Source organism: Fictibacillus terranigra, assembly GCF_030412265.1.
GTDB lineage: Bacteria > Bacillota > Bacilli > Bacillales > Fictibacillaceae > Fictibacillus_C > Fictibacillus_C terrinigri.
Genome location: NZ_JAUHLN010000004.1, coordinates 314,751 through 327,186, shown reverse-complemented (window position 1 = coordinate 327,186; position 12,436 = coordinate 314,751). Strand labels below are relative to the sequence as shown.

The following is a 12,436-nucleotide window of genomic DNA, read 5'->3' as shown; positions in this document are numbered from 1 at the left end:
TCTGATGTAATATGTATGCGTTTTCATTAAGTATTCATAATTTTATCATTTTTTGTCGAAGAAGCCAAAAACAATTTTTTCTAATTCTTTTGATAACTCAGCATATAGTCATTCAGCGCCTTCCCAATAAGCGACAGAGCTTGTCTCCCCTCCGCTTCGTCAGGAAGGTTATTGGTAAGCACTGCTGCATATATCTTCGTTTCTTTTAAAGTGAAGATGCCAGCATCGTGCTCAACCCCTTCCAGTTCTCCCGTCTTGTTCGCTATCATGATCGTTTCTTCATCCATGTAAGCAGGCAGCTTATACCGAAACTGCTGATTTTGAAGGATCTGCAGAATGGCTTTCCTGCTCTCTTCCTTAAGCATCCTTCCGCGTCCGATCTCCTTCAGCAGAAGAATGACATCTCTTGCGGAAGTAAAGTTGTTCTTTCCTTGCTTTACCGCTTCAAAATCCATGAGCCTGCGACCGAGCACTGTCTTGCTGCAGCCCATTTCAGCCAGCAGCGCATTAATTCTGTCCATACCCGTTCTTTCAATCATGATGTTGGCTGCCATATTGTCAGAAACCGTAATCATCAACATGAGAACGTCTGCCAAAGTGACGGTTGCCTCACGGGATAAGAGATGCAGAACCCCGGCTCCTCCAGCTTTTCCTTCTTGATGTAATGAAATTTTGGAAGAGAGATCAATCAGCTTTTGTTCTGCCAGGCGGAAAGACTCCATTAAGATCGGTATCTTAATGAGGCTTGCCGCAGGAAAAATATCATCATCCCTATACTCAATATGCCCCTCTTCCGTTTCGATCCTGAAGGCATAATCTCCATTGTGAGCTTCTATAATACCATTTACCCTGCTATTCAGTTCATTTAACTTCATTCCGTGCTCCTTTCTTTCCGGGCATTATATATTTGTATTTTGCAGAGATTGGCGCGTATTCTGTTCGAACCTCCCACTACTAGCCTTCTTTTTCCGGGCAAAAAACTCCTTCCCGGACAGCAAGAAAAAGGAGCGCACCTACTTAGCGCTCCTTCTTTATTTCTTCTGGTCGTCCTGTTCTTCGCTTTGGCTCATATCATTCTCGTCGTTATCTTCATTGATATTGATCATATACGCACAGGCATCTGAGCAGTCACCGAACGCCACAACCGCTCCAACCGATTTGGTGTTGGCTGTATGGCTGTTCTGGATGGTTGTTCCGATATCGAGGTTACCGTTTTGAGGCATACCGTTTATGATGATCTTTCCGATTTTAAAAGAATAACGCAATTCTGTTCCATCCTTTTCGCTCTTTACCTACAGTGTATGGCTTGAACAAAAAGGTGATTGGACAGACCAACTCGTTTACCTAAAAACAGGCGGACATGATTTACGGCTGGGCAACGACTGGAGCTGACGGGTTCGCTACCTGGCCCTGATCGCTGATATCCGGATCGAAGTTGCTGTTCACCATGAATCCGGTGGAAGGAGAAAAATCTCCAAGAGAAACCGTAGAACCAACTGACTTTGTGTTGGCTGTATGGCTGTTATGGACGGTAGGGCCGATATCTATGTTACCGTTCATGGTCACACCGTTTGTTTTAATATTAAATATATTGAACAGATAGGGCATGCAGAGACCTCCCTTCTTTTTCTCAACTTTATCCCGGCTGATTGTTGAATGCTGTATCCGCATTTCCGTATTCGTTTTGATCATTGATGTCAGGATCGTATACCATGTTCTTCATCATGGCTTCAGCCGGTGAATGATCCCCTACTGAACTGTTGTCCCCAGTGGATTTTGTGTTGGCTGTGTGGCTGTTATGAAAGGTTGATCCCAGATTCAGTGAACTGTTGCTCGCCAGACTGTTTATCTTTAAATAATAAATATTAACCATGCACGGCATTGTGATCCCCACCTTTAAAAGTGTTGGTGTAGTGTATGATAAATGTCCCTTAAAGGTGAAAAAGGGATGTTCCCGGTCTGACATCTCCATATTACGATTTGAAAAAGCTATTGAAATCTTCCAACAATTATTGTAAAGTATAGAGAACTAATTTTATAGTAATTTGGTTTCTTATCCAGAGAGGTTAAGGGAATGGCCCGTTGACACCTCAGCAACCTTCAGCTCAAAAGCTGAAAAGGTGCTAAGTCCAACAAGTTCGATATGAACTTGAAAGATAAGAAGAATGACCTCGAAATTTTCAAAGTCTTCTTCTTTAAGAAGGCTTTTTTTATTTTTATTGGGCCGCTGGAAGATACCGAACCAACAGGAGGACCGTGTTATGGGATTATTAAAAGATCTGGAAGACAAAATATTAATTGCTGATGGAGCCATGGGAACGCTTCTATACTCATATGGGACGGACTGCTGTTTCGAACAGCTGAACCTGACCCATCCTGAACAGATTCAGTCCATCCATCAGGCCTACATTCAGGCTGGTGCACATGTGATACAGACCAATACTTACAGCGCCAACTATATTAAACTGCAAAGATATGGTTTGGAGGAGCAAGTGAAAGATCTGAACAGTGCCGCTGTGAAACTTGCAAAAAAAGCAGCTGCGAATGGAGAGTATGTTCTGGGGACAATCGGAGGAATCCGTGGAACCGGTCCAAGCTCGCTTTCAATTGAAGAAATTAAGAGAAGCTTCCGGGAACAGCTCTACTGTCTGCTGTTGGAAGGTGTAGACGGCCTGCTATTGGAGACCTTTTACGATCTGGAGGAACTCGAAACCGTACTCGAAATTGCACGAAGCCAGACCAGTGTCCCGATCATCTCACAGATTTCCCTGCAGGAAGTCGGAGTGTTAAACGACAGGACGCCTATCAACACTGCGATTAGACGCCTTGAAGACTTAGGAGCAGATGTCGTTGGGCTCAACTGCCGCCTTGGCCCTTTTCATATGATCAAGACGCTCGAAGAAGTGGAGATTCCGAAGCACGCCTTCCTTTCCGCATATCCAAATGCCAGTCTTCCTTCTTATGTCGATGGAAAGTTTCAGTATGAAGGAGACGCCGAGTATTTTAAAAACAGTGCTTTACTGTTCAGAGAACAGGGTATCCGCCTGCTCGGAGGCTGCTGTGGTACGACGCCAGCTCATATTGAAGCATTCTCCAAAGAACTGCATGGACTGCAGCCGATTACTGAAAAAGTAGTTAAAAAGAGGCCGGAGCCAGTTGCCGTACGTGAGGCAGGACAAAAGCCTGAGATTTCCCTGCCTGGCATTTTAAAGGAGAGGCGATCAGTGATCGTGGAGCTCGATCCTCCCCGAAAGCTCGATACTTCCCTTTTCTTTGAAGGCGCGAAGGCATTAAAAGAAGCCGGTGCAGATGCGATTACACTTGCAGACAACTCTTTGGCATCTCCAAGGATCTGCAATACTTCCCTTTCTTCATTGGCGAAAGCTCAGACAGGCGTCCAGCCCATCGTCCATCTCGCTTGCCGGGACCGGAATATCATCGGCCTTCAATCCCATTTAATGGGGCTTCATACACTCGGTCTGCACGATATCCTGGCGATTACGGGTGATCCGGCAAAGGTCGGCGATTTCCCTGGAGCCTCCAGTGTCTATGACGTTACTTCCATCGAACTGATTAAAATGATCAAACAGTTCAACGAAGGTGTCTCTCTTTCCGGAAAAGATTTGGGGCAGAAAACACAATTCACAGTTGGGGCTGCCTTTAACCCGAATGTAAAGTCACTGGAACGTGCGGTTCAGCGGGCTGAGAAGAAAATAGAAAGCGGGGCGGATTACTTTATCAGCCAGCCGGTCTACTCTGAAGAGAAACTGATGGAGTTCCACGATGCCGTCAAAGGTTTGCCGGTTCCGTTCTACGTTGGCATCATGCCTCTCACGTCCAGCCGCAATGCCGACTTTCTGCATTATGAGGTGCCGGGCATCAAACTGACGGATCAGATACGTGAACGCATGGCAACGTTTAAAGATGATCCGGTATCTGCAGCAAGGGAAGGGCTTCAGATCTCAAAATCACTGATTGATGCAGCTTCTGAGCTGTTTAACGGCATTTATTTGATCACCCCTTTTATGAGATTCGAACTGACAGCTGAACTGACACAATATGCCTACGAAATTGACCGCCAACAAACAAGGAGGATTCAGAATGTCTAATCATACCCTTCAACAGCAGCTTAAGAAAAAAATACTGATCATGGACGGGGCGATGGGCACCATTCTCCAGCAGGCTAATCTGACTGCCGAAGATTTTGGCGGCGAAGACCTGGAAGGCTGCAACGAGAACCTTAACTTTACCCGTCCGGATGTAATCCTCGATGTTCATCTTCAATATTTACACGCAGGTGCCGACATCATAGAGACAAATACATTCGGCGCCACTGATCTTGTACTCGACGAATACGGAATCGGCTATAAAGCGTATGAAGCGAATAAAAAGGCAGCTGAAATTGCACGGGAAGCTGTTAACCAAGTATCAACGTCAGACTGGCCGAGGTTTGTAGCCGGGGCAATGGGACCGACTACGAAAACCTTGAGTGTAACAGGCGGAGCTACGTTTGAAGGGCTGACCGCTTCGTATGAAGAACAGGCAAAGGGACTCCTTGACGGAGGTGCCGACCTTCTTCTTCTTGAAACGAGCCAGGATATGCTCAACGTCAAAGCCGGTTTTATCGGTATCAAACGAGCGTTTAAATCCGCCGGAAAAGAAGTCCCACTTATGGTGTCAGGCACCATCGAGCCGATGGGAACGACGCTCGCGGGCCAGTCCATTGAAGCTTTCTATATCTCCCTGGAGCACATGAAGCCTTTGGCAGTTGGCTTAAACTGTGCGACCGGGCCGGAATTCATGACCGACCATATCCGCTCGCTCTCCGCCCTCTCCCTTTCCGCGGTCAGCTGTTATCCGAACGCCGGCCTTCCGGATGAAGACGGTAACTATCATGAGACACCGGAGACCCTTGCAAAGAAAATCAGTGCTTTTGCCGCTGAAGGCTGGCTGAACATCGCAGGCGGTTGCTGTGGTACAACCCCTGATCATATCAGGGCCATCTCCGAAGCGTTAAAGCCACTGAAGCCGAGGACTGTCCCTGAAAGCCATTCCCATACCGTATCTGGGATTGAACCGCTGATCTATGATGATCCTTCCATGCGCCCGTTGATGGTCGGTGAGCGCACCAACGTGATCGGTTCACGTAAATTTAAGCGGCTCATTGCAGAAGGAAAGTTTGAAGAAGCAGCTGAGATCGCCCGCGCTCAAGTAAAAAAAGGTGCTCACGTTATCGATATCTGCCTTGCCGACCCTGACCGCGAAGAGCTGGAGGACATGGAAAATTTTATTAAAGAAGCGGTAAAAAAGGTAAAAGTTCCTCTTGTGATCGATTCTACGGATGATGAAGTACTGGAGAAATCGCTGAAATACTCTCAGGGAAAAGCCATCATCAACTCGATTAATCTGGAGGACGGTGAGGAGCGGTTTGAAAAAGTCGCCCCCATTATCTCCCGTTACGGAGCCGCGGTAGTTGTGGGAACGATCGATGAAAAAGGCATGGGGGTAACAACCGGCCGTAAGCTTGAAATTGCCAAACGATCCTATGATCTTCTTGTCAATAAGTACGGCATCACTCCGAGCGATATTATTTTTGACCCTCTCGTCTTCCCTGTCGGTACAGGAGACGAACAGTATATCGGTTCCGCTAACGCGACGGTGGAAAGCTTGAGAAAGCTGAAAGAAACGTTCCCTGAATGCCAAACGATTCTTGGCATCAGCAACGTTTCGTTCGGTCTCCCCCCTGTCGGGCGGGAAGTTTTAAATGCTGTGTACCTGTATTCCTGTACTCAGGCGGGTCTGGATTACGCGATCGTAAATACGGAAAAGCTGGAGCGCTACGCTTCTATTCCTGAAGAAGAAGTAGAAATGGCAAAAGCCTTGCTGTTTGAGACGACTGATGAAAATCTGGCTGCATTTACGGAATTCTACCGCGGCAAGAAAAAAGAGGCAAAAACGCCTGTCGTGGAGCTTCCTCTTGACGAACGCCTCGCTTTTTATGTTGTCGAAGGGACGAAGGAAGGACTCATTCCTGATCTGGATCTTGCACTGTCTCAGTATGATGCGCCATTAGAGATTATAAACGGGCCGCTTATGGCAGGAATGGAGGAAGTCGGACGGCTCTTTAACGATAATCAGCTCATTGTAGCTGAGGTTCTGCAGAGCGCCGAAGTCATGAAAGCCGCCGTCGCCCACCTTGAGCCACATATGGAGAGCAGCGGAGCGGTCAGCACAAAGGGCAAGGTGTTACTTGCCACAGTGAAAGGGGATGTCCATGATATCGGCAAAAACCTCGTCGATATCATCCTCGGCAACAATGGCTATGAAGTCGTCGATCTTGGGATCAAAGTAACTTCGCAGGAGTTGATTCAAGCCATACAGAAGGAGAATCCGGATGTAGTTGGCCTTTCGGGACTGCTTGTAAAATCTGCCCAGCAGATGGTGCTTACCGCCACCGATTTACGGGAGTCCGGCATATCCGTGCCCATCCTTGTGGGCGGGGCTGCCTTGACCCGTAAGTTTACAGAAAACCGGATCGCCAATGAATACGAGGGTACAGTGCTGTACGCCAAAGATGCCATGGATGGGTTGAGCCTTGCGAATAAGCTTCATAAAGGAGAGGTGTTTGAAAAGCCCGCTGTGAAGGCAACACCAGCGGAAGACAAGGAACTTATAGCCTCTCGATCAGGCACTGCGGTTGCAGTACCTGCTAAGGTTCGTCCTTCTGTTGATCAAAGTCTTAAGGTCTTTGTGCCGAAAGATACGGAACGGCATGTGTTTAAGTCGTACCCTTTATCTTCTGTAGTTCCTTATATTAATTTGCAGATGCTCCTCGGTCACCATTTAGGGGTGAAGGGAAAGGTCTCACGCCTCCTTGCGGAGAAAGATGAACGGGCACTGGAGATAAAAGGAATCGTCGATGAGCTGCTTCGGGAGAGCCAGGATAAAAAATTAATCGCTCCTGCTGCACTTTATCAATTCTTCCCTGCACAGTCGGATGGAGAGAGGCTCTATATCTATGATCCTAACGATACTTCCCGTATCATTGAGACATTCGAGTTTCCACGGCAGACGAGAGAACCAAACCTCTGCCTCGCAGACTACGCCAAGCCGGTCGACAGCGGCGAGATGGATTATGTCGGATTCTTTGCAGTAACCGCAGGAAGCGGCATCCGTGAGCGTGCGCAGCAGCTTAAAGCCGAAGGCCGTTTTTTGGAAAGCTTCGCGCTCCAATCTCTTGCGCTTGAAACGGCGGAAGGACTGGCAGAACTCATTCACCGCCAGATGAGGGATAAGTGGGGGTTCCCTGACCCTGTTACTCTTTCGATGCAGGATCGCTTTTCAGCGAGATACCAAGGCCAGCGTTTCTCATTTGGTTACCCAGCCTGCCCGGATCTTGAAGATCAAGCAAAGCTGTTTAAACTCCTTCAGCCCGAAGAGATCGGCATTCAGCTGACAGAGGGATTCATGATGGAACCTGAAGCATCGGTAACAGCCCTTGTATTCTCTCACCCTGAAGCCCGCTATTTTAATGTGCTAGTATAAAAAACAGGAAAGAAGATTCTCTCTTCTTTCCTGTTTTTTATTTAATATCCGTGATTTGCATAATCTTTGTCGTGCCGGCTTGGGCATGTTCACTGCTGAACTTTTCAATGGCGCCAGCTTTATCGCCATTCGTAATGATGACAGGAGTAACCGTACTTTTTGCTTTTTCCTTCACAAGATCTACATTAAAGGAAATGAGCGGCTGACCGGTTCTTACACGATCGCCTTCTTTTACAAGAGATGTGAAGCCCTCCCCTTTCATCATGACCGTTTCAAGGCCGATGTGAATGAGAACCTCCATGCCCGATTGTGTTTTAATGCCAACAGCATGTTTGGTCGGGAATACTTGAAGGATTTCACCATCGACAGGAGACATTAGCTCACCGTCTTCAGGCATAATCGCTATGCCATCGCCCATCATTTTTTCTGAGAAAACAGGATCTGGCACATCTTCAAGGGGAATGACCTCACCGTTCAATGGTGAAACAATAATCTCTTCGGCTGGTGCTTTATTTTCTTTTTTACCAAATAATTTTTTGAGCATACGATTCATCCTTTCATATAGTTTGTTTGTTATTTAGTAAAACATAAGTTGGACAAATGAAGCAAAGAAATCCCTTTCTGCTTTTACTTTTCACTGTTTTTAAGCAGTGTAAACGAACATCCAGTAAATTTCATGCAGAATAGAAGATTTTGTCACTAGAGCAAACATTGATATAATAGGACCTATAAAAAAAATTAAAGACAGTCATTAAAGGAGATTGGATAATGAGTAAGTTTAAAGCATTAACCATTGCCGGTTCCGATACAAGCGGCGGAGCTGGTATCCAGGCAGATTTAAAAACTTTCCAGGAGCTCGGAGTATATGGCATGACAGCCATCAATGTAGTGGTGGCCCAGGATCCTCATAGGGACTGGTATCATGAAGTATTCTTGCTTCCACTCGATCTTTTTAAAGCACAGCTTGAAACGGTTCTTGCCGGTATCGGCGTTGATGCAGTAAAAACGGGGATGCTCGCTTCAGTGGATGTTATTCATGCGACAGCAGAAGCCATTGATAAATATGACATTAAAAATGTAGTGGTCGATCCTGTTATGGTATGTAAAGGGGCCGAACCGCTGCAGCCGGAATTGGCCGAAACACTTCAAAACGTTCTCGTTCCTAAAGCAACCGTCGTCACACCGAATTTATTTGAAGCCGCCCACCTAAGCGGGATGGCACCAATTACGACGATCGAACAAATGAAGGAAGCAGCGCAAAAGATTCAGGCTGGAGGCGCCAAGTATGTCATCGTAAAAGGCGGCGGCAAACTTGTTCATGAAAAAGCAGTCGATGTCCTGTTTGATGGCGATAACTTTGACATCCTTGAATCTGAACGCATTGATACAACCTTCACGCATGGTGCCGGCTGTACGTATTCTTCTGCCGTCGCTGCAGAGTTGGCGAAAGGAAAGACTGTAAAAGAAGCGATCGCTGTTGCAAAAGATTTTATTACAGAAGCGATCCGCCATTCGTTCCCGCTGAACCAGTACGTTGGGCCCACTGACCACAGTGCGTACCGCAATTCAAAAAATCGCTGAACCAGAGAATGAGGAGTGAATAAAAAAAGCCATTCCTAGGGATTCTACTCACATACGATTTTAAGAAAAAAGGTGGGTTAACCATGGGCAGAGGCAACAGCCATAAACAGCCGGCACGCGATAAAAACAAAGCCAAGCTTCCTCAAGTTCCAAAGAATGAAATTGTACATGACAATAAGGAAGTGGAACTTGCTAAAGAACTGACTTCTCATTATGAACTGAAATCACGGCCGGGTTTTGATCCAACGGAAGCTGTTCGCAAGGATGATGAAGATCAAAAATAGAAAGAACTAAGAGGGATTAAATATTTTTAATGCCTCTTTTTTATGTAAGCAGTTTATTTAACGCTTTGTCATCCTTAAAGTATAATGATTGAAATGAAGCTTTTTGAGGAGGGAAACCCTTGCAGCCGATTACACCAGAAACGGTTCAGAATGAGATCGACAAATTCTTGAACCAGGATGTTTATTTACATTTGGAAACAACGAACGGAGCATACGCCTCTCACTTTAATCAGTCCTTTTTTTCAGTGGGCGCCTATATACGAAACGCCAAAATAAATTTCGAGCGCGGGGTGATCACAGGAGAAAAATCACCTTACCGTGCTGGATTAAAAATTAACATTGGATGGGTTTACGCTGAAGGCTTGACGCATTGGGAAGTCAACGAAGACGGCCAGCTTCTGCTTGCTGGCCATGATGCGGAAGGCAAATTAGCGGTCGCGCTTCAGCTGAGCCCTCATCCGTTTGAATAGGAGGTAAACGTATGTCACATGAACATGTTTTAGTCGTTTTCCCACATCCTGATGATGAAGCGTTTGGGGTATCAGGAACCATTGCGATGAATACAAAAAAAGGAGTACCTGTCACCTATGTTTGCCTAACGCTGGGTGAGATGGGGCGCAATATGGGGAATCCGCCGTTTGCCACCAGAGAATCGTTGCCGAAAATCAGAAAAAAAGAACTGGAAACGGCTGCCGGTGTCTTAAACATCAGCGATTTACGATGCTGGGGTCTGCGGGATAAAACCGTTGAGTTCGAAGACCCCAAAACATTGGCTGCGCGAATCGAAAACGTCATTGATGAACTGAAACCTTCACTCATCATTACATTTTATCCTGGCTATAGCGTCCACCCTGACCATGAAGCCACGGGAGCCGCAGTCATCAGAGCGGTTGAGCAGCTTCCTGCAGATAAGCGTCCTGCCGTTCATTGTGTCGCTTTTTCCAATGACTGTTACGAAATGCTCGGTGAACCCGATGTGATCAACGATGTGAGTTCCGTCTCCGATCAAAAACTTGAAGCCATTAAAGCCCACCGCTCCCAAACGGAGTGGATCATCGCGGCAATGGCTGAAGAAAACAAAGACAAAGTGCCAGAAGTGTTAAAACGAATGAACAGAGAACAATTTTGGACCTATAAATTTTAAATGAAAAAGGCTGATGCCTGAAGGACACATGAAGTGTCATCAGGATCAGTCTTTTTTAATGTGATGCTGCTATTCCTTTTTGCAGCTGTTGCCATAAAAATGGCTTCCATATCCCGAGGCATTTAAAACTTTTTATAAATTTTATCTTTATAGGCACCGAATGCGGGTGATGTTGTGATGCTTCGCTTTTCCATCAAATGGTTGAAACGGAGCGGTTTTTCATTCCATTTTTTCTTTAACTTTTCCTTTTCGCCCGGATCCATACAGCAGCCGATCATGTCCTGAAGCGTCATCATCTCTTTTTTCAGCTGAAGTTCTTCAGGCAGGATGTTTGCATTTTTCAGGATTTTATAACCGATTCTTAATTCAGGAGGAACAGCTGAAAGGTCTTCCGGCTCCAGCGGCTTCCCTTTTCCCGGCAAATGATCGAAGTCTCCGTTATCAATCGCATCCTTAATGCGCTGCTCTGCCATCAAAAACGCAAAATCCATAGATTGATGCCTCCTTTAAACGAGTGTTTAACCTCCTTTAATTATACTACACAGTACTATCTACTGCTTACTCGCCATAGATTGTAATAAGTAAATTAGAGGGGGATTAAAACTGTGAAAACAAAAAGTGGACAAGTTACCGAGGAGATGGTTTCCCGCTTTCACGAACTGAACCAGCAAGCCAAAGCAATCGATGCCGAGTTGTCAGAGCTGAAAAAGAAGTTTAATGCTCATTTTGATTTTACTTGTGGCGAGAGTGAAAAAGGCGAGGTTCAGTACGGCAGCTATAAACTTCAGCGCCAGATCCGAAAATCAGAAAGCTTTCATACAGAAAAAACAGTTCAAAAACTGCAGGAACTCAATCTCCAGGACTGTATCATCACAACAAAGCAGCCAGACAAGCAAAAGATTGAAGCAGCCATGACTCTGGGCCTTATCCCTTTAGGTGAACTGGATGATTGTTTACTGCGCAAAACAACACCGGTCATTGTTGTAAAAGAAATGCCAAGCGTTAAATAAGAGCCGGCTCATATCCGGCTCTTTTCACATTAACTGATAAGCCTGTGCAACATCCCCCCCGCCCAATCTATTGTTTGATGAGACTGCTCCATCCCAGTTCTTCCGTTGCCCTCGCGCTGCAAGCATTCAGCATGTGACTCCTCACCCTCTGTCCCTCCAGGCAAGAAGAAGCCCTTCTGGGTCTTCATTACGGCTATTTTTTCTCTCCGATCGTCAAAAATAATAGCATACACGCCTGTTCTGCGTATGTATTGCAATCCAGCTTCTTTTTTCCCGAAAGAGGGTATTTGCTGATTCATCATGAATAGATTCATAGTTTTTTGGAAATGATAGTTTTAAATAAGCTTAAGGGGATGAGCGGATGAACATTTACGAATATACCGTAATGAATGTTGTAATGGCCTTTGAGGAAAAGGATTTAAATATCATAGATGAGCATTTAATGAAAATTGCTTATAAAGTAGCGGAGGATTTTACGAATGACCAGATCTCTGTCTCACTTATCACTTCCATTACAATGGATATCATGCCGGGGATCATACATATCGAAGCCGGCCCTCATGACTGGCAGTTCGATCTTGACGGCCAATATATCGGCAATGGATTATTTAACGACGTTTCGGTTGAACTGGTCGGTATGGTTTAAAACATCGCCAATCAGAACATAATCTTTACGTAACGACTATTCCATAAAACGAAAGGAAGATCCATTTGTCTCGAGGAAAAGAGTTTGAACACAGGAAAAAAGGGCATCCTGGTAATTTCCCGGAAGGCAGCATCACTCCTAAACAGGGAAAAGAAAAGGCGGAAGTCGATCCCTACATTGTGACGAACGAAGCATTCAAAAACCGAAAAGAAGAAGAGTAAAAGAA

At 45.7% G+C, this 12,436-nt stretch carries 16 protein-coding genes and 1 riboswitch; of the genes, 9 read left to right on the top strand and 7 right to left on the bottom strand.

All coding sequences use genetic code 11. The annotated features are described in order from the left end of the window. Positions 1–80 precede the first annotated feature (80 nt). The 4 genes from QYF49_RS19605 to QYF49_RS19590 form a co-directional block, all read right to left on the bottom strand. On the bottom strand, positions 81–875 hold the full coding sequence (locus QYF49_RS19605) for a serine hydrolase (protein ID WP_290401281.1): 795 nt from the start codon (positions 873–875) through the stop codon (positions 81–83). A 156-nt stretch (positions 876–1,031) separates the two neighbouring features. Further along, positions 1,032–1,265, bottom strand: coding sequence for a spore germination protein (locus tag QYF49_RS19600; RefSeq protein ID WP_290401280.1), 234 nt, complete (start codon positions 1,263–1,265; stop codon positions 1,032–1,034). A gap of 100 nt (positions 1,266–1,365) precedes the next feature. Then, positions 1,366–1,608: a spore germination protein gene (locus tag QYF49_RS19595; protein WP_290401279.1), complete on the bottom strand. Its 243-nt coding sequence runs from the start codon at positions 1,606–1,608 to the stop codon at positions 1,366–1,368. A gap of 28 nt (positions 1,609–1,636) precedes the next feature. Next, positions 1,637–1,882, bottom strand: a complete 246-nt coding sequence (locus QYF49_RS19590; protein WP_290401278.1) for a spore germination protein — start codon at positions 1,880–1,882, stop codon at positions 1,637–1,639. Between the two features lie 168 nt (positions 1,883–2,050). Next, a riboswitch (SAM riboswitch) is annotated at positions 2,051–2,163 on the top strand. A gap of 98 nt (positions 2,164–2,261) precedes the next feature. On the opposite strand from QYF49_RS19590, the gene QYF49_RS19585 reads away from it, so the two are divergent. Together QYF49_RS19585 and metH are read left to right on the top strand one after the other, a co-directional pair. Continuing rightward, a complete protein-coding gene (locus tag QYF49_RS19585) occupies positions 2,262–4,109 on the top strand; it encodes a bifunctional homocysteine S-methyltransferase/methylenetetrahydrofolate reductase (protein WP_290401277.1) in 1,848 nt (615 codons plus the stop codon). Continuing rightward, positions 4,102–7,545: a methionine synthase gene (gene metH / locus QYF49_RS19580; protein WP_290401276.1), complete on the top strand. Its 3,444-nt coding sequence runs from the start codon at positions 4,102–4,104 to the stop codon at positions 7,543–7,545. The genes QYF49_RS19585 and metH overlap by 8 nt, the downstream gene beginning before the upstream one ends. A 37-nt stretch (positions 7,546–7,582) precedes the next feature. Here metH and QYF49_RS19575 read toward each other — a convergent pair whose 3' ends face one another. Continuing rightward, entirely contained in the window at positions 7,583–8,089 is a 507-nt protein-coding gene (locus QYF49_RS19575) for a PTS sugar transporter subunit IIA (RefSeq protein ID WP_290401275.1), read from the bottom strand. A gap of 224 nt (positions 8,090–8,313) precedes the next feature. On the opposite strand from QYF49_RS19575, the gene pdxK reads away from it, so the two are divergent. From pdxK to bshB2, 4 genes are all read left to right on the top strand, one after another. Further along, the gene (pdxK, locus tag QYF49_RS19570; RefSeq protein ID WP_290401274.1) at positions 8,314–9,126 is read left to right on the top strand and encodes a pyridoxine/pyridoxal/pyridoxamine kinase; all 813 of its coding nucleotides are present in this window, start codon (positions 8,314–8,316) and stop codon (positions 9,124–9,126) included. 83 nt (positions 9,127–9,209) lie between these two features. Further along, on the top strand, positions 9,210–9,410 hold the full coding sequence (locus QYF49_RS19565) for a YfhD family protein (RefSeq protein WP_290401273.1): 201 nt from the start codon (positions 9,210–9,212) through the stop codon (positions 9,408–9,410). A 119-nt stretch (positions 9,411–9,529) separates the two neighbouring features. Beyond that, a complete protein-coding gene (locus QYF49_RS19560; protein ID WP_290401272.1) occupies positions 9,530–9,880 on the top strand; it encodes a YojF family protein in 351 nt (116 codons plus the stop codon). Positions 9,881–9,891: 11 nt separating this feature from the next. Next, on the top strand, positions 9,892–10,554 hold the full coding sequence (gene bshB2 / locus QYF49_RS19555) for a bacillithiol biosynthesis deacetylase BshB2 (protein WP_290401271.1): 663 nt from the start codon (positions 9,892–9,894) through the stop codon (positions 10,552–10,554). Positions 10,555–10,676: 122 nt separating this feature from the next. On the opposite strand, the gene QYF49_RS19550 is transcribed toward bshB2, so the two are convergent. Continuing rightward, the gene (locus tag QYF49_RS19550) at positions 10,677–11,045 is read right to left on the bottom strand and encodes a DnaJ family domain-containing protein (RefSeq protein ID WP_290401270.1); all 369 of its coding nucleotides are present in this window, start codon (positions 11,043–11,045) and stop codon (positions 10,677–10,679) included. Between the two features lie 114 nt (positions 11,046–11,159). Here QYF49_RS19550 and QYF49_RS19545 point away from each other — a divergent pair, with 114 nt between their 5' ends. Next, entirely contained in the window at positions 11,160–11,564 is a 405-nt protein-coding gene (locus QYF49_RS19545) for a hypothetical protein (protein ID WP_290401269.1), read from the top strand. 29 nt (positions 11,565–11,593) lie between these two features. Here QYF49_RS19545 and QYF49_RS19540 read toward each other — a convergent pair whose 3' ends face one another. Continuing rightward, positions 11,594–11,866: an NUDIX hydrolase gene (locus tag QYF49_RS19540; protein ID WP_290401268.1), complete on the bottom strand. Its 273-nt coding sequence runs from the start codon at positions 11,864–11,866 to the stop codon at positions 11,594–11,596. 59 nt (positions 11,867–11,925) lie between these two features. On the opposite strand from QYF49_RS19540, the gene QYF49_RS19535 reads away from it, so the two are divergent. Both QYF49_RS19535 and QYF49_RS19530 read left to right on the top strand, forming a co-directional pair. Further along, positions 11,926–12,210, top strand: a complete 285-nt coding sequence (locus QYF49_RS19535) for a hypothetical protein (protein ID WP_290401267.1) — start codon at positions 11,926–11,928, stop codon at positions 12,208–12,210. 65 nt (positions 12,211–12,275) lie between these two features. Next, complete coding sequence (locus QYF49_RS19530; protein WP_290401266.1) at positions 12,276–12,431, top strand: hypothetical protein; 156 nt, start codon at positions 12,276–12,278, stop codon at positions 12,429–12,431. The last annotated feature ends 5 nt before the right edge of the window (positions 12,432–12,436 follow it).